Here is a 19009-nt window from a genome sequence, read left to right on the forward strand (position 1 = left end):
CCCCTAACGGGTGACTCTGATCCCCGGTGTCGGGGATCACCGGGCGGTGGGTTTGCGGGCCTTCGGCGATTTACGTAACGTTGGCGTTGTGAAAAAGGCGGCGGGGCTCTCCGGGCACCGGCCGGCGACCGCTCCGGTCGTCGGTCCGCCCACGTCCGCCGCCGCGGCCGTCGACCTCTCGACGCGGGGTCGGGTCACCCAGCTGCTGCTCGCGCAGGGGCCGACCACCGCCGCGCAACTCGGTTCGGCGCTCGGGCTCAGCCCCGCGGCCATTCGCCGGCACCTCGACGCGATGCTCGCCGACGGTGACGTGGTGGCCCGGGAGCAGACGGTCCGTGGCCACCGTGGTCGGGGCCGTCCCGCCAAGGTGTTCGTGCTGACCGACGAGGGCAAGGTCCGTTGCGGCACCCACCACTACGACAACATGGCCACCGCCGCGCTGCGCTGGATCGCGCGCACCGGCGGCTCGCGAGCCGTGGACGCCTTCGCCGCCGAGCAGGTCTCCGCCCTGGAGGCCCGCTGCCGGGCGGCCATGGAGGACGCCGGCGACGACCCGCTGGCGCGAGCGGAGGCGCTCGCCGGGGCACTGACCGCCGAGGGCTACGCTGCCAACGCGTCCACGATCGCGACCGGCGGCCAGCTCTGCCAGCACCACTGCCCGGTGGCGCACGTGGCCGCCGAGTTTCCCCAGCTGTGCGAGGCCGAGACCGCGGTGATCTCCCGTCTGGTCGGCACCCACGTGCAGCGCCTGGCCACCATCGCGCACGGCGACGGGGTGTGCACCACGCACATCCCGACCCAGCCGGGGCGTGCCCAGTCCGGAAATCCCGTCACCACTGTGAGGACAGATAGATGACCGAGCAGATCGTCCAGCCCCTGACCCAGGAGGAGCAGCTCGCCGCCCTGGGCCGCTACGAGTACGGCTGGGCCGACCCGGACGTCGCCGGGGCCGCCGCCCAGCGTGGCCTCAACGAGGCGGTGGTGCGGGACATCTCGGCCAAGAAGAACGAGCCGGCCTGGATGCTCGACCTGCGGCTGAAGGGCCTGCGGCTGTTCGACCGCAAGCCGATGCCGGCCTGGGGCGCCGACCTCACCGGGATCGACTTCGACAACATCAAGTACTTCGTCCGGTCGACGGAGAAGCAGGCCACCAGCTGGGAGGACCTGCCCGAGGACATCAAGAACACCTACGACCGGCTGGGCATCCCCGAGGCGGAGAAGCAGCGGCTGGTCGCCGGTGTCGCGGCGCAGTACGAGTCCGAGGTCGTCTACCACAAGATCCGTGAGGACCTCGAGGAGCAGGGCGTCATCTTCCTCGACACCGACACGGCGCTGCGCGAGCACGAGGACCTCTTCAAGGAGTACTTCGGCACGGTCATCCCGGTGGGTGACAACAAGTTCGCCGCGCTGAACACCTCCGTGTGGTCCGGCGGCTCGTTCATCTACGTGCCGAAGGGCGTGCACGTGGAGATCCCGCTGCAGGCCTACTTCCGGATCAACACGGAGAACATGGGCCAGTTCGAGCGGACCCTGATCATCGTCGACGAGGGCGCGTACGTGCACTACGTCGAGGGCTGCACCGCGCCGCTCTACTCCTCCGACTCGCTGCACAGCGCGGTCGTCGAGATCATCGTCAAGAAGAACGCCCGGTGCCGCTACACGACCATCCAGAACTGGTCGAACAACGTCTACAACCTGGTCACCAAGCGGGCCACCTGCGCCGAGGGCGCGACCATGGAGTGGGTCGACGGCAACATCGGCTCCAAGGTCACCATGAAGTACCCGGCGGTCTACATGCTCGGCGAGCACGCCAAGGGCGAGGTGCTGTCGGTGGCCATGGCCGGCGAGGGCCAGCACCAGGACGCCGGGGCCAAGATGGTGCACGCCGCGCCGCACACCAGCAGCACGATCGTGTCGAAGTCGATCGCCCGGGGCGGCGGCCGCACCTCCTACCGGGGCCTGGTCCAGGTGCTGGAGGGCTCGCACCACAGCCGCAGCACGGTCAAGTGCGACGCGCTGCTGGTCGACACCATCTCCCGCTCGGACACCTACCCGTACGTCGACATCCGTGAGGACGACGTGGCGATGGGGCACGAGGCGACCGTCTCCAAGGTCAGCGAGGACCAGCTCTTCTACCTGATGAGCCGGGGCCTGTCCGAGGACGAGGCGATGGCGATGATCGTGCGCGGCTTCATCGAGCCGATCGCCAAGGAGCTTCCGATGGAGTACGCCCTGGAGCTCAACCGCCTGATCGAGCTCCAGATGGAGGGCGCGGTCGGCTGACGCCGCCCGCGGCCCGCACCAGACATCGTCGTCGTAGAACAAGACCAAGGAAGAGATGACTACCCAGGCTTCCGCGCCGCCCACGACCAAGTCGCAGGCGCTCCGCTCGTACGACGTCGCCGACTTCCCGGCCCTCACCGGCCTGGAGGAGGAGTGGCGGTTCACCCCGCTCAAGCGCCTGCGCGGTCTGACCGGCGAGGCGCAGACGGCGACCGGCACGGTCCGGCACGAGCACGGTGACCTGCCGGAGGGCGTCACCGTGACCCGGGTCGGCAAGGACGACCCGCGGGTGGGCAGCGTGCTCACCCCGTTCGACCGGGTCAGCGCCCTGGCCTACGGCGGGGCCGAGCAGGCGCTGCTGATCCAGGTGGCGCGGGAGGCGCTGGTCGCCGAGCCGGTGACCGTGCGGGTGGTCGGTGGCGGCGCCGACGGGGTGGCCTTCGGGCACAGCGTCGTCGAGGTGGGCCGCTTCGCCGAGGTGACGCTCGTGCTGGAGCACGTCGGCTCGGCCACGCTGGCCGACAACGTCGAGGTGACCGTGGCCGACGGCGCGAAGCTCACGCTGGTCACCGTCGCCGACTGGGCCGACGACGCGGTGCAGGCGCAGCACCTGAAGGTGAAGCTGGGCCGGGACGCCAAGGTGATCCACGTGCAGGTGAGCCTGGGCGGCGACCTGGTCCGGCAGTACACCTCGGTCGAGTACACCGACCGCGGCGGCGAGGCCGAGCTGTACGGCGTCTACTTCGCCGACTCCGGCCAGCACCTGGAGCACCGTCAGTTGGTCGACCACTCGGTGTCGGACTGCCGCAGCTACGTCGGTTACCGGGGTGCCCTGCAGGGCGAGAGCGCGCACACGGTCTGGGTCGGTGACGTGCTGATCCGGGCCGAGGCCACCGGCACCGACACGTACGAGATCAACCGGAACCTGCTGCTCACCGACGGCGCCCGGGCCGACTCCGTACCCAACCTGGAGATCGAGACCGGCGAGATCGCCGGCGCCGGCCACGCGAGCGCGACCGGCCGCTTCGACGACGAGCAGCTGTTCTACCTGATGGCCCGGGGCATCCCGGAGGCCGAGGCCCGCCGCCTGGTGGTCCGCGGCTTCTTCGCCGAGCTGATCAACAAGATCCCGGTCGAGGAGCTGCGCGACCGGCTCGGCGCGGCGATCGAGGACCGCCTCGCCAAGGCTGGAGCCTGATGATCAAGATCTGCTCCACCGAGGACGTCCCGAAGGGCACCGCGATCAGCGCGGATGTCGACGGCACCCAGATCGCCCTGGTGCACGCCGAGGACGACGGGTTCTACGCCGTGTACGACGAGTGCTCGCACGCCGCCGTCGCCCTCTCCGAGGGTGAGGTCGACGGCTGCACGCTGGAGTGCTGGCTCCACGGCTCCCGTTTCGACCTGCGCACCGGCGAGCCGACCGGGCTGCCCGCCACCGAACCCGTTCCCGTCTACCCCGTCGAAGTCCGCGACGGCGATGTCTACGTCAGCCTGACGCCGAGCAATGGAGTGACCCGATAATGAGCACCCTGGAGATCCGCGACCTGAAGGTGTCGGTCAAGCTGCCCGAGGGTGAGCTCAAGCCGATCCTGGCCGGCGTCGACCTGACCGTGAAGTCGGGCGAGACCCACGCCATCATGGGCCCGAACGGCTCCGGCAAGTCCACCCTGGCGTACTCCATCGCCGGCCACCCCAAGTACGAGATCACCGGCGGCACGGTGACCCTCGACGGCGAGGACGTGCTGGCCATGTCCGTCGACGAGCGGGCCCGCGCCGGTCTCTTCCTGGCCATGCAGTACCCGGTCGAGGTGCCCGGCGTCTCGGTGGCGAACTTCCTGCGGACCGCCAAGACGGCCATCGACGGCGAGGCCCCGAAGCTGCGCACGTGGGGCGGCGAGCTGCGCGGCGCCATGGAGCGGCTGCAGATGGACCCGGCGTTCGCCCAGCGCAACGTCAACGAGGGCTTCTCCGGCGGCGAGAAGAAGCGCCATGAGATCGTGCAGTTGGAGCTGCTCAAGCCGAAGATGGCCATCCTCGACGAGACCGACTCCGGCCTCGACGTGGACGCGCTGCGCGTGGTCAGCGAGGGCGTCAACCGGGTCCGCGACACCGGCGACACCGGCCTGCTGCTGATCACCCACTACACGCGGATCCTGCGCTACATCAAGCCCGACTTCGTGCACGTGTTCGTCGCCGGCCGGATCGTCGAGCAGGGCGGCCCCGAGCTGGCCGACAAGCTCGAGGAAGAGGGCTACGAGCGGTACGTCGCCGGGGCCGGTTCGGCGCGGGCCTGACACGAAGGACGCGGAGATGACCACCATCGCGATCCCCCCGGGGATGCCCCAGTACGACGACGTGCCCCGGTACGACGTGGAGAAGGTGCGCGCCGACTTCCCGATCCTCGACCGGGAGATCAACGGGCACCGGCTGGTCTATCTCGACAGCGCCAACACCTCGCACAAGCCGCGGCAGGTGCTCGACGTGCTCGCCGAGCACTACGCCCGGCACAACGCGAACGTGTCCCGCTCGGTGCACACACTCGGCACCGAGGCCACCGAGGCGTACGAGGGCGCCCGGGCGAAGGTCGCCGCGTTCATCAACGCGCCGAGCCCGGACGAGGTGGTGTTCACCAAGAACTCCACCGAGGCGATCAACATCGTGGCGTACGCGTTCTCCAACGCGTCGCTGCGCCCGGATGCCGACCCGCGATTCCGCCTCGGCCCCGGTGACGAGGTGGTGATCTCCGAGATGGAGCATCACTCGAACATCGTGCCGTGGCAGCTGCTGTGCGAGCGCACGGGCGCGACCCTGCGCTGGTTCCCGGTCACCGACCAGGGCCGGCTGGACGAGTCGGGCCTGGACGACCTGGTCACCGAACGGACGAAGATCGTCTCGCTGGTGCACATGTCGAACATCCTCGGCACGGTGAACGCCACCGCCCGGATCACCGAGCGGGTCCGGCAGGTGGGGGCGCTGCTGCTGCTGGACTGCTCGCAGTCGGTGCCGCACCTGCCGATGGACGTGGTCGACTACGACGCCGACTTCATCGTCTTCACCGGTCACAAGATGTGCGGCCCGACCGGCATCGGCGTGCTCTGGGGCCGCGCCGAGCTGCTGGCGGCCATGCCGCCGGTGTTCGGCGGCGGCTCGATGATCGAGACGGTGACGATGGCCGGCTCCACGTACGCGGCGCCGCCGGCCCGGTTCGAGGCGGGCACCCCGCCGATCGCCGAGGCGGTGGCGCTCGGCGCCGCGGTGGACTACCTGTCCGGCATCGGGATGAAGGCCATCCAGTGGCACGAGAAGGAGCTGACGGCGTACGCGCTGGACGCCCTCGCCACGGTGCCCGACCTGCGGATCTTCGGCCCGACGGTGCCGGTGGGCCGGGGCGGCACCATCTCCTTCGCCCTCGGCGACGTGCACCCGCACGACGTCGGGCAGGTGCTCGACTCGCTCGGCGTGCAGGTGCGGGTGGGTCACCACTGCGCCCGCCCGGTCTGCACCCGCTTCGGGGTGCCGGCCACGACGCGGGCCTCGTTCTACCTCTACACCACCACTGCGGAGATCGACGCTCTGGTGGGCGGTCTGGAGCAGGTGCGGAAGGTGTTCGGCTGATGCAGCTCGACCAGCTCTACCAGGAGATCATCCTGGACCACTACAAGCATCCGCACGGGCGGGGGCTGCGCGAGGCCGACGACCCGTCGGCCACCACGGCGGAGGCCCACCACGTCAACCCGACCTGCGGGGACGAGGTCACCGTGCGGGTGGCCACCGACGGCGCCGTGCTCACCGACGTCTCGTACGACGGGATGGGCTGCTCGATCAGCCAGGCCTCCGCGAGCGTGCTCCACGAGCTGCTGCGGGGTCGGGGCGCCGGGGAAGCTTTCGAGGTGCACGAGGCGTTCGTGAAGTTGATGTCCGGCCGTGGCCAGGTCACGCCGGACGAGGACGTGCTCGGTGACGGGGTGGCCTTCGCGGGTGTGGCCCGCTACCCCGCCCGGGTGAAGTGCGCGCTGCTGCCGTGGATGGCGTTCAAGGACGCCGCGGCACGCGCCGGGGTGGGCGTGAGCCCGGAGGTGAAGGCATGAGCGACGAGACCACCATGGCGACGCCGGCGACCGGCGGTGGCAAGGCCGCCGTCGCCGACATCGAAGAGGCGATGAAGGACGTCGTCGACCCGGAGCTGGGCATCAACGTGGTCGACCTCGGCCTGGTGTACGGGGTGCACGTCGACGACGAGAACGTGGTCACCCTGGACATGACGCTCACGTCGGCGGCCTGCCCGCTGACCGACGTCATCGAGGACCAGGCGCGGCAGGCGCTGACCACCGGCCCCGGCGGGGGGCTGGTCAACGACATCCGGATCAACTGGGTGTGGCTGCCGCCGTGGGGGCCCGACAAGATCACTGACGAGGGTCGCGAGCAGTTGCGCTCACTGGGCTTCAACGTCTGACGCCCACGACAGTCCGTCCGTCGAGCGCGCCGCCCCGGTAGGGGCGGCGCGCTCGACGCGTCCGCGGCGCCGCACCGCCAACCATGATCGTGCTCGTTCCGTGAGGTAGCGGCCTCCCGCTGCCGCCGAAGCCACTACTTCCAGGATCGAGCAGGACTGTGTAGCCGGGGGTGGCGCGATATCCGGTGGCGCGGCACGGGCACGACGACGCAGGATGGCGGCGTGATCGAGACGTACCGGATAGAGCCTGCCCCTGTCGCCGCGGCCGATGCCGCGCCGCGACAGCGCTCGGCCTCCGGTCGCGCCTCGACCCGCCACCGACCGTCGTGACCACGGCGTTCCTGGCCGGTCTGGTGGCCGGCTACGGCGTCGCCGTTCCGGTCGGCGCGATCGCCGTGCTGATCCTCGGGCTGAGCGCACGGACATCGTTCCGGGTCGGCGCGTCCGCCGCCCTCGGGGTGGCCACCGCCGACGGCCTCTACGCGGCGGTCGCCATGCTCGGCGGCGCGGCCCTGGCGGCCCTCATCGCGCCGGTCGCCGGGTCGCTACGGGCCGTCGCGGCGGTGGTGCTGCTCGCCCTCGCCGGGCACACCGCATGGCGGGCGCTGCGCCCTCGGGCGGCGGGCGGGCCGGGACGCACCAGGCGCGGCCTGGACAGCCCGGCGCGGGCGTTCAGCGGCGTGCTGGCCCTGACCCTGCTCAACCCGGCGACCGTCGTCTACTTCGCCGCGCTGGTGTTGGGCCGGGGCGACTCCGCCGACCCCGATCCGGCGGCCGGGGCGCTCTTCGTGCTCGGCGCCTTCCTCGCCTCGGCGAGTTGGCAGCTGCTGATCGCCGGCGGCGGCACCCTGGTCGGGCGGGCCCTCGCCGGCCCGCGGGGCCGCCTGGTCACCGCCCTGGTCTCCAGCGCCATCATCGCCGCGCTCGCCGTCGCCACCCTCCTGTCGACCTGACCCGCGCCGCCGGCCGGAACACGGGTACGGTCGGAGGCGTGACCAGCAGACCCGCGGCCGGGGGTGGACGGTGGGTCGAGGTGGACCCGAACCGGATCGCCCGCTGGGTGGAGGGCTTCGCCGACCGGCACGGCCCGCCGGACACCACCACCGAGCCGTACGGCCTGCTGCTCGCCGCCCCGGACGGCGCGACCGCCGAGTTGCACCGCCCACCGGGCGCGCCCGCCGCCGACGACCTGCCCGGGTTCGTGGCCGAGGCGCTCGCGCCGCGACGGATCGGTCTGCTGCTCGCCCGCAAGGGCGCTGTGGCGGTGGGTGTCGCAGAGGGCACCGACCTTGTCGTGTCGAAGGTGGACACCCGCTACGTCCAGGGGCGCACCGCCGCCGGCGGCTGGTCCCAGCAGCGGTTCGCCCGACGACGCGACAACCAGACGAAGGCGGCGCTGGGCGACGCGGCCGAGCTGGCCGTACGCCTGCTGGTCCCGGAGGTGGCGACGCTGGCCGCGCTGGTGTGTGGCGGCGACCGGCGGGCGGTGGACACGGTCCTGGCGGACCGTCGGCTCGCCCGCTTGGCCGCGCTGCGCGCGGAGCGCCTGCTGGACGTGCCCGAGCCGAGGCACGCGGTGTTGGTGGCCGCGGTCGAGGCGGCCGGCGCGGTGCGGGTCCTGGTTCGCGACCCGCAGCCCTGACCACCGGTCGGTGACAGCTCAGCGGTGTCGGCAACCCGAACCGGGGGAGTGGCGCGGACGTCCCGCTTCCGCCCGCCGGTCACGGTGGACCCCGGCGACCGGGAGCCGGTGCCGGGGTCCACTGTGACCGCGCCGCGCGGTCAGCCGTTGCCGAAGGTGTCGCAGGACTTCGGGTCGCCGCTGGAGTAGCCGCGGCTGAACCACTCCTTGCGCTGTGCCGACGAGCCGTGCGTGAACTCGTCCGGGTTCACCGGCCGGTTCGCCCGCTCCGAGATGGCGTCGTCACCGATCCTCTCGGCGGTGTCGATGGCCTGCTGGATGTCCTGCTCGCTGATGCTGGTGAAGATCTTCTGGCCGCTCTCGTCGGCGGTGCCGGTGGCGTTGCGCGCCCAGGCGCCCGCGTAGCAGTCGGCCTGGAGTTCCAGCTTCACCGAGAGGGCGTTGGCGTTGTCCGGGTCGCGCTGTTGCTGGCGGCGCATCTGTGCCTCGGTGCCGAGCAGGTCCTGCACGTGGTGGCCGTACTCGTGGGCCAGCACGTACGGCTGGGCGAACTCGCCCTCGGCGCCGAGCTGGTCGGCGAGCACCCGGTAGAAGGTGAGGTCGATGTAGACCAGGTCGTCGGCGGGGCAGTAGAACGGGCCCACACCGGAGTCGGCGGCGCCGCAGCCGGTGGTCACGTTCTGGCTGAAGAAGACGGTCTTCGACGGCTGGTACTGCTCGCCGAACCGCTCCGGCAGCGCCGTCCGCCAGTACGCCTGGATCGAGTTCACGTAGAGCGCGTTGCGGCAGTCGAGCTGCCGCAACGCGTCGTCGGCCGCGCACTTCTGCTCCAGCGCGGTGTTGTCGCCCTGCGACTCGCCGCCGCCGTTGACGGCAGCGTTGAGGCCGAATCCGCCGCCGACCAGCGCGACGAGCACGGCGATGATGATGCCGACGATGCCACCTCGCCCGCCGCCGATGGGGATGGGTATCCCGCCGATGCCGCCGCCACCCGACCCACGTCGGTCGTCCACCTGGCTGGTGTCGATCTGCGCGTTTTCGTTCAGCTCCATGGTGACCCCGATCGCCGATTAGTCCGTTCTGGGTGGTTGCGGTACCGGACCGGGTCCGGACGGCAGATTCGGTACCCGATGATCTTGTGCGGTAATCCGGAGGGCGCGCCGGCCGCTGCCGGTACACTTGTCGCGTGCCGCGCTGCGAAGGCTGAACCGCCCCGCGCCGACGGGCTCCCCGCCCGCCGGCGCTTTCGCGTGCCCTGAGTCAGCCTTCCAGACCCCGAGAGCGAGTTCCACGACATGATCACTGCCACCGGCCTGGAGTTGCGCGCCGGCGCCCGGATCCTGCTGTCCGACACCACGCTGCGCGTACAGCCGGGCGACCGGATCGGCCTCGTCGGCCGCAACGGCGCCGGCAAGACCACCACCCTGAAGGTGCTCGCGGGTGAGGGGCAGCCGTACGCCGGCCAGATCGACCGGCGCAGCGCCATCGGCTACCTGCCGCAGGACCCGCGCACCGGTGACCTGGAGGTCACCGGCCGGGACCGGGTGCTCTCCGCCCGCGGCCTCGACGTGCTCATGGCCCAGATGAAGGAGATCGAGGCCAAGCTCGCCGACGACGCCGACGAGCGCCTGGTGCGCCGCTACGGCGCGCTGGAGGACCAGTTCGCCTCCCTCGGCGGGTACGCCGCCGAGGCGGAGGCGGCCCGCATCTGCGCCAACCTGGGCCTGCCGGACCGGGCGCTCGCCCAGACCATCGGCACCCTCTCCGGCGGTCAGCGCCGGCGCGTCGAGCTGGCGCGGATCCTGTTCCGTGACGCCGGTGAGAACGGCGGCGGCATCCTGCTGCTCGACGAGCCGACGAACCACCTCGACGCGGACTCGATCACCTGGCTGCGCGGCTTCCTGGCCAATCACAAGGGCGGCCTGATCGTCATCTCCCACGACGCCTCGCTGCTGGACGCAGTGGTCAACAAGGTCTGGTTCCTGGACGCCACCCGCAGCGTGGTCGACGTCTACAACCTGGGCTGGAAGTCGTACCTGGAGGCGCGGGAGACCGACGAGCGGCGGCGCCGCCGGGAGCGGGCCAACGCGGAGAAGAAGGCCGGCGCGCTCATGGCGCAGGCCGACAAGATGCGCGCGAAGGCCACCAAGACGGTCGCCGCCCAGAACATGGCCCGGCGCGCCGAGAAGCTGATCTCCGGGCTGGAGGAGGTGCGGGTCGCCGACAAGGTGGCCAAGGTGCGCTTCCCGACGCCGGCGCCGTGCGGCAAGACGCCGCTCACCGCGAGCGGCCTCTCCAAGTCGTACGGCTCACTGGAGATCTTCACCGACGTGAACGTCGCGGTCGACCGGGGTTCCCGGGTGGCCATCCTCGGGCTCAACGGCGCCGGCAAGACGACGCTGCTGCGGATGCTCGGCGGACTGCTGAAGCCGGACACCGGTGAGGTGCGGCCGGGGCACGGGCTGCGACTGGGCTACTACGCGCAGGAGCACGAGACCCTCGACGTCGAGCGGACCGTGCTGGAGAACATGCGCGCCGCCGCCCTGGAGCAGACCGACACCGACCTGCGGAAGATCCTCGGCGCCTTCCTGTTCTCCGGCGAGGACGTGGACAAGCCGGCGGGTGTGCTCTCCGGCGGGGAGAAGACCCGACTGGCGCTGGCCACCCTGGTCTGCTCCGGCGCCAACGTGCTGCTGCTGGACGAGCCGACCAACAACCTCGACCCGGTCAGCCGCGAGCAGGTGCTCGACGCCATCGCCCGCTATCCGGGTGCGATCGTGCTGGTCACGCACGACCCGGGAGCGGTCACGGCGCTCAAGCCCGACCGCGCCATCCTGCTTCCCGACGGCGACGAGGACGCCTGGAGCGACGACCTCCTCGAACTGGTCGAACTGGCCTGACCCGGACCCCAACCCCTGGGCTCCCGGCCCCTTGACGGGGTCAGGTGGTCCTCAGGTGCAGCAGGTGGCTGAGGACGCCCGAGGTGGTCAGGATGACCAGGCCGATCGCCACGAAGATGGCCGGGACGAGCCAGTGCCCGGCCCGCTCGACCAGGCGGACCACCCGCGGGTGCCCGCCGAGCCACGCGCCCGCGGCGCACCACAGCGCGACGAGCACCACGAAGACCAGCAGGAACACCGCGCTGTCGGCGGGACCGAGGGCGCGGAACACCGGGACGTAGACCGCGACGTTGTCGGCGCCGTTCGCGATGGTCACCCCGGCGACCCCGAGCGCGCCACCCACCACGGCCGGGGCGTCCTCCCCGTCCCGCCGGAGCAGGGCGCGGATCCCGAGCGCGATCGGCAGCAGGCCGAGCAGCCCGGTCCACGGGTCGGGAACCACCAGCAGCCCGGCGGCGGCCACCGCGCTGGCCAGTGCCAACGCGCCGATGCCCAGGTACTGGCCGGCGACGATCTGCCAGGTCCGTGGTCGCCCGGTCGTGCGGGAGGCGACGAAGAAGAGCGTCAGGATGACGATGTCGTCGATGTCGGTGGCCGCGAACACCACGGCGGCCCCGGCCGCGGTCGCGAACAGTTCGATCACGCCCGGCAGACTATGGCCCGTCGTCGCCCGCCCGTACGGAGCGTGGTGGCCCGACTCGGCGACTCGACGGCCGGACGGCTCGCCGACGTCACCCTATCGGTTACCTGACATTGCATAGCGTGTCGGTTGGCGAAGAGTTGATATCTGGCGCATGATCGTTCGAGGCGGTCTAATAGGTGGGACCGTATCCGAACCGCACAGTCTGGGACGTGAGGACACAGTATGGCAGCCACCGGCACAGCCACCAGCACTGAGAAGGGTCGCCGGATCGTCGGAGCCGAGCGTCAGACGCTCGCCAAGGACCTGGTCAAGCGGTACACCTCGGGGGAGAGCATTCGCGCGCTCGCGGCCTCGACCGGCCGTTCCTACGGGTTCATCCACCGGGTGCTCACCGAGTCCGGGGTGCAGCTGCGGCAGCGCGGCGGCGCCCGGCGCCGCAAGAAGGCGTGACCCGCCTCCCGACGTCGTCCATCAGCGCCGGCCCCCGGGCCGCCCGGTGACCGCCGAGGCGACCGGGGTTCGGCTGGAATGCGACGGGCCGGTCGCGACGGTCACGTTGTGCCGGCCCGACGTGCTCAACGCGCAGACCCCGGCGATGTGGCGCGCGATGAGCGACTTTGCCCGCGAGCTGCCCGGCGACTTACGCGTGGTGGTCGTTCGCGGGGAGGGTCGTGCGTTCTCCGCCGGCCTCGACCTGTCGGTCGCGGGTGCCTCCGGGCCCGGCTCGTTCGCCGAGTTGGCGACCCTGCCCCAGGCCGAGTGCGCGGACCGGATCGCCGAGTTCCAGGCCGCGTTCACCTGGTTGCACCGCCCCGACGTCATCTCCGTCGCGGCCGTGCAGGGCCACGCGATCGGGGCGGGGTTCCAGCTCGCCCTCGCGTGTGACCTGCGCGTGCTGGCCGACGACGCCAAACTCTCCATGGCCGAGGTGACCCTCGGCCTGGTTCCGGATCTCGCCGGCACCAAGCGGCTGGTCGACCTCGTCGGCTACTCGCGGGCGCTGGAGATCTGTGCCACCGGCCGCCGGATGGACGCCGCCGAGGCGGACCGCATCGGTCTCGCCACGCTGGTCGTACCCGCCACCGAGTTGCCGGACGCGGTGCGTGACCTGACCGCGGGCCTGCTCGCCAACAACCGGGACGCGGTCGTGGAGATCAAGGCGTTGCTCGCCGGCGCCGGCGGACGCTCACCCGCCGAGCAGCAGCGGGCGGAGCGTGAGGCCCAGACCCGCCGTCTGCGCGACCTGGCCGGCCGAGGAGAATAGGTAAGGACCGTCCGGGAAGATCCGGGTTACCGCCGAGGTTGTCACAGTCGTCGGGAGAATTGGTCTGACGGTGTGGCCAGCCCGACGACCCGGAGGTGAGTATTGTCCAGCCCGATGGCCGGCGGTGGGATGGCCGGGTGGAGCATGCTCCGCTCGATGCGTAACCAGGACGAGATCTCCACCCACCGGCTCCAGCGTGGCGTGGCCCGGCGCATCGTGGCCTTCGCGCGTCCCTACCGGCGTGACATCGTCGTCTTCCTGATCACCGTGGTGCTGGCCGCGATCATCGGGGTGGCCACCCCGGTGCTGGCCGGCGACGTGATCAACGCGATCAACCGGGGCGGCACCGAGGCCGGCGCGCTGGTGGTCCGTCTCGCGCTGGTCATCGCCGCCCTCGCGGTCGCCGACGCGCTGCTCTCCCTCGCCCAGCGGTGGTATTCGGCCCGCATCGGCGAGGGCATCATCCTCAACCTGCGCACCCGGGTCTACGACCACGTGCAGCGCATGCCGCTGCAGTTCTTCACCCGCACCCAGACCGGTGCCCTGGTGAGCCGGCTCAACAACGACGTGCTCGGCGCCCAGCGGGCGTTCACCTCGACGCTCTCCGGCGTGGTCAGCAACGTCATCCAGTTGGTGCTCACCGCCGCCGTGATGTTCACGCTCTCCTGGCAGATCACCGCGCTGTCGCTGGTGCTGCTGCCGATCTTCATCATCCCGGCCCGCCGGGTGGGCCGGCGGCTGGCCGACATCACCCGCGAGGCGTACAACCTCGACGCCAAGATGAACGCGACGATGACCGAGCGGTTCGGGGTCGCCGGCGCGCTGCTGGTGAAACTCTTCGGCCACCCCGAGAGCGAGGCCCGCCGGTTCGCCGGCCGCGCCGAGCGTGTCCGGGACATCGGTATCCAGTCCGCGATGTACTCGCGGACGTTCTTCGTGGCGATGCTGCTCGTCGCCTCGCTCGCGCAGGCGCTCACCTACGGCCTCGGCGGCTGGCTGGCGGTGCGCGGCAACGTCAGCGCCGGCACCGTCGTGACTCTCGCGCTGCTGCTCACCCGCCTCTACGGGCCGTTGACCGCGCTGTCCAACGTTCGGGTCGACGTGATGAGCGCGCTGGTCTCGTTCGACCGGGTCTTCGAGGTGCTCGACCTGCGGCCGGGGATCGAGGAGAAGCCCGACGCGGTGCCGGTGCCCCGTGGCGATGGACGCGTCGAGTTCCGCGACGTGCGCTTCCGCTACCCGAGCGCCGCCGAGATCTCCCTCGCCTCGCTGGAGGAGGTCGCCACGCTCGACCGGACGGTCAACGAGCCGGTGCTGCGGGGCGTCTCGTTCGCCGTCGAGCCGGGGCAGATGGTCGCCCTGGTCGGCCCGTCCGGCGCCGGCAAGTCGACGCTGTCGATGCTGATCTCGCGGATCTACGACGTCACCGACGGTCAGGTGCTGGTCGGCGGCGTCGACGTCCGCGACGCCACGCTGGCGTCGCTGCGGGATGAGATCGGCGTGGTCACCCAGGACTCGCACCTGTTCCACGAGACGATCCGCGAGAACCTGCGCTACGCCAAGCCCGACGCCACCGACGACGAGATCTGGGCGGCGTTGGCCGGTGCTCAGGTCGCGGACCTGGTCCGGTCCCTGCCCGACGGGCTCGACACCACCGTCGGCGAGCGGGGCTACCGGTTCTCCGGCGGCGAGAAGCAGCGCATCGCCATCGCCCGGCTGCTGCTCAAGGCGCCGTCGATCGTCATCCTCGACGAGGCGACCGCCCACCTCGACTCCGAGAGCGAGGCCGCCGTCCAGCGGGCGCTGTCGGTGGCTCTCGCCGGGCGTACGGCGCTGGTCATCGCCCACCGGCTCTCCACGGTCCGCGACGCCGACCAGATCCTGGTGCTCGACGGCGGGCGGATCGTCGAGCGAGGACGGCACGACGAGCTGGTGGCCGTCGGCGGGCTCTACGCCGAGCTCTACCGGACCCAGTTCGCCGTCGCCGACTCGCCGACGCCATACGTGGACGCGACCGGCCCGGAGCCGGTGGTCATGCCGCTCGGCACCTACGTGGCCGACGAGGCGATGCCACCCGCGGCCGCCAACTGACGGCCGAGGCGCTCAGCGTACGGTCGACGCCTCCCGCAGCTCGGCGAACGCCGCGCCCAGGCTCACCGGGGTGAAGTGCGCGTTCAGGCCGCTCGGGTTGGGCAGCACCCACACCCGGGCGCCGGCCAGCGGCTCCGGCTGCTCGCCGAAGGTCGCCTTCGGCCGGGCGAACCCGATCCGGTACGCGGTCACGCCGACCACCGCCACCCACCGCGGTCGGTAGCGCGCCACCTTCTCCCCGAGCAGGGCCGCCCCGGCGACGAGCTCGACGGCGGTCAACTCGTCGGCGCGAGCACTGGCCCGGGCCACCATGTTGGTGATGCCCAGCCCGTAGCCGGGCAGCTCGTCCTGTTCGCTCGGGTGCATGAGGCGGGGGGTGAAGCCGCCCCGGTGCAGCGCCGGCCAGAACCGGTTGCCGGGCCGGGCGAAGTGCCACCCGGTGGCGGCCGACCACAGGCCGGGGTTGATGCCGACGAACAGCACGTCCAGACCGGGCGCGATGACGTCGGGGAGCAGCCGGTCCGCGGCGGCCGCCAACTCCTCCCTGGTCGGCCGCAAAGACCGGCGCGTCGCGTCCGTGGCCGGCGTCGGCCTGCGCCGCCGGCCGGCGGGAGGCTCGGCTGTCACAGGCCGCGCAGCGCGCCGCCGTCGACCGGAATGGTCAGCCCGGTGAGGTAGCTCGCGGCGGGGGAGAGGGCGAACGCGGCCACCCGGCCGAACTCGGCGGGGTCGCCGAGCCGGCCCAGCGGGATGCTTCCCTCGGCCTCGGCGCGGGCCCGCTCGGGGTCGCCGGTCGCGGCGAACAGCTCGCGGTTGCGGTCGGTGAGGATCCGGCCCGGCAGGAGGCCGACGACGCGTACGCCACGGGCGCCGTACTCGTCGGCGACGTCCTTGGCCACCCCGACCAGGCCGGGCCGCAGCCCGTTGGAGATGCCGAGCCCGGGCACCGGCCCCCGGGCCGACGTGGACAACACCAGGCCGATCGCGCCGCCGTCGGTCAGGGCGGCGGCGACCGTACGCAGCATGCGTACGCTGCCGAGGAAGACCGTCTCGAACGACAGTCGCCACTGCTCGTCGCTGATCGTGGCGGCGCTGCCGGGCGGCGGACCGCCGACCGAGACGAGCGCGCCGTCGAGCCGGCCGAAGTGTTCCCGGGCGGTGTTGACGAGCAGCTCCGGGGTCGCCGGGTCGGCCAGGTCGGCGGTCACTCCGACAGCCCGCTCCGGCCCGCCGAGGTTCTTCGCGGCGGCGGCGACCGCGTCCCCGTCGCGCGCGGAGAGCACCACCCGCGCCCCGTCGGCCACCAGGCACTCTGCCGTCGCGTAGCCGAGGCCACGGGACGCGCCGGTCAGCACGTACACCCGATCGGTCAGTCCGAGATCCATACCTGGATCCTGCCGTACGCGATCAGTCGGGGCCAGCGACGGCCCCCGGACGGTCGGCCGGGCGCACGAGGCGTACCCGACCGGCGACCTGGACCGCGACGGCGCCGCCGGCACGGCCGAGTGCCGGCAGCCGGCGCGGGCGGGGCGGCCGTCGCCCGTCGTACCGCGCGCCCGCCTCCCGCGTGGCCAGCTCCTCGGCGGCCAACGGCGGTAGGTCCCCGCGCTGGCGCAGCGCACGGGCGAGGTCCCAACCGTCGCGCAGGGAACCGCCGGTGGGACGGGCGGCGGCCCAGGTCGCGAACGTCGCCGGCCAGTGCGCGCCGAGCGCGGCAGCCAGGAGGGGCCAGTGCCGGGCGACGTCGCCGGCCCGCTTGCGCAGCAGCGCGGCCCGGGCCGCGGCCAGCGGCACCGGTGCGAACCCGGCCGGGTCCGGCCCTCCGGCCACGAGGGCGGCCACCAGCTCCGCCTGGCGCGCCGCCAGCCCGCGGTCCCGCCCGGACCCGCCGACCTCGGTCACGTCACCACCGGGAACCCCGACGCGGCGGCGAGCGCGTCCAACTCGGCGCGGAGCATCGTCGCCGGCGGGTAGTCGCCGTCTCGTTCGAGCAGCAGCGCCGGCGGGCGGCGCCGGGCGCAGAGCTCGCCGACCAGGTCCAGCACCGCCGGCGGTACGGGGTCGGTGTGCGTGTCGTGGTAGAAGCCGGCGTGCTCGGCGCCCCCGGCCACGTGGACGTACGCGACCCGCTCCAGCGGCAACCGGTCCAGCAGCGCGAGCGGGTCGGTGCCCCGGTTTCGGGCGTTGGCGTGGACGTTGGCGATGTCGAGCAGCAGCAGTGCTCCGGTGCGCTCCAGGATCTCGGTGAGGAACGCCGCCTCGTCCAACTCGTCGTCGGGCCAGTCGAAGAGCGCGGCGATCGGCTCCAACGCGATCGGCACCGGCAGCTCGGCCTGGACCCGCGCCACGTTGGCGCAGACCGCGTCCACGGCCGCCCGGCTGCGCGGCAGTGGCAGCAGGTGACCCGCCTCCAGCCCGCCGGCCCGGACGAAGGCGATGTGCTCGCTGACCAGCGGCGCCCCCACCCGTTCGGCGACCCCGGCCAGGTGGGTCACCCGTTCCGGCTCGACCGGCTCGGCGCCGCCGAGGGAGAGCCGCACCCCGTGCGGTACGACCGTCACGTCCCGCTCGCGCAGCCGCGCCAGCCCCGGGGGCAGCGGACCGGCCGGGGTGAGCGCCTCCGCCACGACCTCCACGAAGCGCAGGCCGGGCAGCTCGGCGACGAACCCGGCGATCTCCGGACGCCAGCCGATGCCGACGCCGGCCGGGCCGGTCATCCGCCGCACCCCCCGCCGCCACAGCCGCCGCCACCGCCGCACGAACTGCCTCCACCGCAGGAGCTGCTTCCACCGCCGGAGCTGCCGGACGACCAGCCCCCACCGGAGAGCGCCTGGCGCTGGATCTCGGCCTGCTCGGCGAAGGCCGGGTCGAGCGCCCAGAGCGACGCGGTGCCGAAGAGCGCCACCCCCATGGCGGCGCCCGCCGCGCCGTAGGTGGCGTACGCCGGTGCGGACGTGGGCGACAGGTGGACGTGCTGTCGGCGCAGCTCCCGCAACGCCCGCCGGCCGGCCCGCGTCACGCGGGGCACCCGACGGAGGACCAGCAGGATCACGAACAGCGCCACCAGCGTGAGGAACAGATAGCCGACCGGCCGACCGTTGTAGAGCCCGACGAGGAGCCGGACCACACCGAGGGCGAGCAGCGCGAACAGGGCCAGCGTGGCGCGCCGCGCGGGGGCCCGCCGGTCCGCGGAGACGAGCAGACCGCGCCGCTCGAGACCGTCGGCGAGTTGGGCCAGCGCCCGGGACACCACCTCGTCCCGCTGCAGGTCCCGGACCCGTGCCCGCTGCCTGGCGGCGTAGTGGATCGCCTGGTCCAGCGGGGTCAACCCGGCGGGGAGTTCTCCGGACACCGTCAACCGGCGGTCCGGCCCGACCCCGATCGTCCGGCTGCCGCGCAGCCCGCCGAGGGCGGCGTGCACCGCGAGCGGCTCGCCGCCGTTGAGGTACGCGACCTCCTGCGGGCCGAGCGGTGCACGGGTGGCGTCCGGCGGCCCGGCGAAGAGACGGACACGGTGGACCACGGCAACGGCCACCGCCACGGCGACCACGGCCAGGTAGATCCGCAGGAAAGTGGGACCGGAGATGCCCCAGGTGTCACCGGGGGCGGCGAGGACGGTCATGGCTGCACTCCTGACAGCGCAGGGATGGGCGGCCCCATTGTGGAGCAGGTGCGCCATGCGGGTGGCCCCTGGGACCGGCGAGCCGAGGGCATCCGGTCGCCGGGCCTG

At 72.4% G+C, this 19009-nt stretch carries 21 protein-coding genes; 14 read left to right on the top strand and 7 right to left on the bottom strand.

The genetic code is table 11. The features are described from left to right. Nucleotides 1–88: 88 nt before the first annotated feature. From GA0070620_RS31190 to GA0070620_RS31235, 10 genes are all read left to right on the top strand, one after another. Nucleotides 89–856: a helix-turn-helix transcriptional regulator gene (locus GA0070620_RS31190; protein WP_091597079.1), complete on the top strand. Its 768-nt coding sequence runs from the start codon at nt 89–91 to the stop codon at nt 854–856. After that, the gene (gene sufB, locus GA0070620_RS31195) at nt 853–2283 is read left to right on the top strand and encodes a Fe-S cluster assembly protein SufB (protein ID WP_091597082.1); all 1431 of its coding nucleotides are present in this window, start codon (nt 853–855) and stop codon (nt 2281–2283) included. The genes GA0070620_RS31190 and sufB overlap by 4 nt, the downstream gene beginning before the upstream one ends. 55 nt (nt 2284–2338) lie before the next feature. Continuing rightward, entirely contained in the window at nt 2339–3481 is a 1143-nt protein-coding gene (gene sufD, locus GA0070620_RS31200; RefSeq protein WP_091597085.1) for a Fe-S cluster assembly protein SufD, read from the top strand. Next, nucleotides 3481–3807 (top strand): non-heme iron oxygenase ferredoxin subunit, encoded by a 327-nt coding sequence (locus GA0070620_RS31205; RefSeq protein WP_091597088.1) that lies wholly within the window; start codon nt 3481–3483, stop codon nt 3805–3807. Before sufD ends, GA0070620_RS31205 begins: the two co-directional genes overlap by 1 nt. Continuing rightward, nucleotides 3807–4580, top strand: a complete 774-nt coding sequence (sufC, locus tag GA0070620_RS31210; protein WP_091597092.1) for a Fe-S cluster assembly ATPase SufC — start codon at nt 3807–3809, stop codon at nt 4578–4580. Before GA0070620_RS31205 ends, sufC begins: the two co-directional genes overlap by 1 nt. Before the next feature lie 16 nt (nt 4581–4596). After that, entirely contained in the window at nt 4597–5901 is a 1305-nt protein-coding gene (locus GA0070620_RS31215; RefSeq protein WP_091597094.1) for a cysteine desulfurase, read from the top strand. Continuing rightward, nucleotides 5901–6374, top strand: coding sequence for a Fe-S cluster assembly sulfur transfer protein SufU (gene sufU / locus GA0070620_RS31220; RefSeq protein WP_091597097.1), 474 nt, complete (start codon nt 5901–5903; stop codon nt 6372–6374). The genes GA0070620_RS31215 and sufU overlap by 1 nt, the downstream gene beginning before the upstream one ends. Next, the gene (locus tag GA0070620_RS31225; RefSeq protein ID WP_091597100.1) at nt 6371–6739 is read left to right on the top strand and encodes a metal-sulfur cluster assembly factor; all 369 of its coding nucleotides are present in this window, start codon (nt 6371–6373) and stop codon (nt 6737–6739) included. The genes sufU and GA0070620_RS31225 overlap by 4 nt, the downstream gene beginning before the upstream one ends. 326 nt (nt 6740–7065) lie before the next feature. Beyond that, nucleotides 7066–7692 (top strand): LysE family transporter, encoded by a 627-nt coding sequence (locus GA0070620_RS31230; protein WP_091597103.1) that lies wholly within the window; start codon nt 7066–7068, stop codon nt 7690–7692. 38 nt (nt 7693–7730) lie between these two features. Beyond that, the gene (locus GA0070620_RS31235; protein ID WP_091597106.1) at nt 7731–8381 is read left to right on the top strand and encodes an acVLRF1 family peptidyl-tRNA hydrolase; all 651 of its coding nucleotides are present in this window, start codon (nt 7731–7733) and stop codon (nt 8379–8381) included. Nucleotides 8382–8521: 140 nt separating this feature from the next. Here GA0070620_RS31235 and ypfJ read toward each other — a convergent pair whose 3' ends face one another. Next, nucleotides 8522–9433 carry a KPN_02809 family neutral zinc metallopeptidase gene (gene ypfJ, locus GA0070620_RS31240; RefSeq protein WP_091597109.1) on the bottom strand — a complete coding sequence of 304 codons (912 nt, stop codon included), beginning with the start codon at nt 9431–9433 and terminating at the stop codon, nt 8522–8524. Nucleotides 9434–9676: 243 nt separating this feature from the next. Here ypfJ and GA0070620_RS31245 point away from each other — a divergent pair, with 243 nt between their 5' ends. After that, nucleotides 9677–11281, top strand: coding sequence for an ABC-F family ATP-binding cassette domain-containing protein (locus tag GA0070620_RS31245; protein ID WP_091597112.1), 1605 nt, complete (start codon nt 9677–9679; stop codon nt 11279–11281). Nucleotides 11282–11321: 40 nt separating this feature from the next. Here GA0070620_RS31245 and GA0070620_RS31250 read toward each other — a convergent pair whose 3' ends face one another. Then, on the bottom strand, nt 11322–11924 hold the full coding sequence (locus GA0070620_RS31250; protein WP_231922028.1) for a cadmium resistance transporter: 603 nt from the start codon (nt 11922–11924) through the stop codon (nt 11322–11324). Between the two features lie 222 nt (nt 11925–12146). Between GA0070620_RS31250 and GA0070620_RS31255 the strand changes: the two genes are divergently transcribed. From GA0070620_RS31255 to GA0070620_RS31265, 3 genes are all read left to right on the top strand, one after another. Then, on the top strand, nt 12147–12374 hold the full coding sequence (locus GA0070620_RS31255) for a helix-turn-helix domain-containing protein (RefSeq protein ID WP_007462679.1): 228 nt from the start codon (nt 12147–12149) through the stop codon (nt 12372–12374). A gap of 46 nt (nt 12375–12420) precedes the next feature. Continuing rightward, nucleotides 12421–13188, top strand: coding sequence for an enoyl-CoA hydratase/isomerase family protein (locus tag GA0070620_RS31260; RefSeq protein ID WP_091597118.1), 768 nt, complete (start codon nt 12421–12423; stop codon nt 13186–13188). 114 nt (nt 13189–13302) lie between these two features. After that, nucleotides 13303–15279, top strand: a complete 1977-nt coding sequence (locus tag GA0070620_RS31265) for an ABC transporter ATP-binding protein (protein WP_091597121.1) — start codon at nt 13303–13305, stop codon at nt 15277–15279. A gap of 12 nt (nt 15280–15291) precedes the next feature. Here GA0070620_RS31265 and mug read toward each other — a convergent pair whose 3' ends face one another. From mug to GA0070620_RS31290, 5 genes are all read right to left on the bottom strand, one after another. After that, nucleotides 15292–15837, bottom strand: coding sequence for a G/U mismatch-specific DNA glycosylase (gene mug / locus GA0070620_RS31270; protein WP_197677490.1), 546 nt, complete (start codon nt 15835–15837; stop codon nt 15292–15294). A gap of 65 nt (nt 15838–15902) precedes the next feature. Continuing rightward, complete coding sequence (locus GA0070620_RS31275; protein ID WP_091597127.1) at nt 15903–16664, bottom strand: SDR family oxidoreductase; 762 nt, start codon at nt 16662–16664, stop codon at nt 15903–15905. Nucleotides 16665–16686: 22 nt separating this feature from the next. Continuing rightward, entirely contained in the window at nt 16687–17181 is a 495-nt protein-coding gene (locus tag GA0070620_RS31280) for a hypothetical protein (RefSeq protein ID WP_231922029.1), read from the bottom strand. Then, entirely contained in the window at nt 17178–17996 is an 819-nt protein-coding gene (locus GA0070620_RS31285; protein ID WP_091599681.1) for a DUF692 domain-containing protein, read from the bottom strand. The genes GA0070620_RS31280 and GA0070620_RS31285 overlap by 4 nt, the downstream gene beginning before the upstream one ends. After that, nucleotides 17993–18901 carry a TIGR04222 domain-containing membrane protein gene (locus GA0070620_RS31290; RefSeq protein WP_091597130.1) on the bottom strand — a complete coding sequence of 303 codons (909 nt, stop codon included), beginning with the start codon at nt 18899–18901 and terminating at the stop codon, nt 17993–17995. The genes GA0070620_RS31285 and GA0070620_RS31290 overlap by 4 nt, the downstream gene beginning before the upstream one ends. Nucleotides 18902–19009 lie beyond the last annotated feature (108 nt).

This window comes from Micromonospora krabiensis (genome assembly GCF_900091425.1).
In the GTDB taxonomy this organism is placed as follows: Bacteria; Actinomycetota; Actinomycetes; order Mycobacteriales; family Micromonosporaceae; genus Micromonospora; species Micromonospora krabiensis.

Coding starts and splice junctions, on each gene's coding strand:
- GA0070620_RS31255 (WP_007462679.1), top strand. CDS start 12,147: ATGGCAGCCACCGGCACAGCCACCAGCACTGAGAAGGGTCGCCGGATC.
- GA0070620_RS31265 (WP_091597121.1), top strand. CDS start 13,303: ATGGCCGGCGGTGGGATGGCCGGGTGGAGCATGCTCCGCTCGATGCGT.
- GA0070620_RS31205 (WP_091597088.1), top strand. CDS start 3,481: ATGATCAAGATCTGCTCCACCGAGGACGTCCCGAAGGGCACCGCGATC.
- GA0070620_RS31215 (WP_091597094.1), top strand. CDS start 4,597: ATGACCACCATCGCGATCCCCCCGGGGATGCCCCAGTACGACGACGTG.
- GA0070620_RS31285 (WP_091599681.1), bottom strand. CDS start 17,996: ATGACCGGCCCGGCCGGCGTCGGCATCGGCTGGCGTCCGGAGATCGCC.
- GA0070620_RS31225 (WP_091597100.1), top strand. CDS start 6,371: ATGAGCGACGAGACCACCATGGCGACGCCGGCGACCGGCGGTGGCAAG.
- sufU (WP_091597097.1), top strand. CDS start 5,901: ATGCAGCTCGACCAGCTCTACCAGGAGATCATCCTGGACCACTACAAG.
- GA0070620_RS31275 (WP_091597127.1), bottom strand. CDS start 16,664: ATGGATCTCGGACTGACCGATCGGGTGTACGTGCTGACCGGCGCGTCC.
- GA0070620_RS31245 (WP_091597112.1), top strand. CDS start 9,677: ATGATCACTGCCACCGGCCTGGAGTTGCGCGCCGGCGCCCGGATCCTG.
- sufC (WP_091597092.1), top strand. CDS start 3,807: ATGAGCACCCTGGAGATCCGCGACCTGAAGGTGTCGGTCAAGCTGCCC.
- sufB (WP_091597082.1), top strand. CDS start 853: ATGACCGAGCAGATCGTCCAGCCCCTGACCCAGGAGGAGCAGCTCGCC.
- GA0070620_RS31290 (WP_091597130.1), bottom strand. CDS start 18,901: ATGACCGTCCTCGCCGCCCCCGGTGACACCTGGGGCATCTCCGGTCCC.
- sufD (WP_091597085.1), top strand. CDS start 2,339: ATGACTACCCAGGCTTCCGCGCCGCCCACGACCAAGTCGCAGGCGCTC.
- ypfJ (WP_091597109.1), bottom strand. CDS start 9,433: ATGGAGCTGAACGAAAACGCGCAGATCGACACCAGCCAGGTGGACGAC.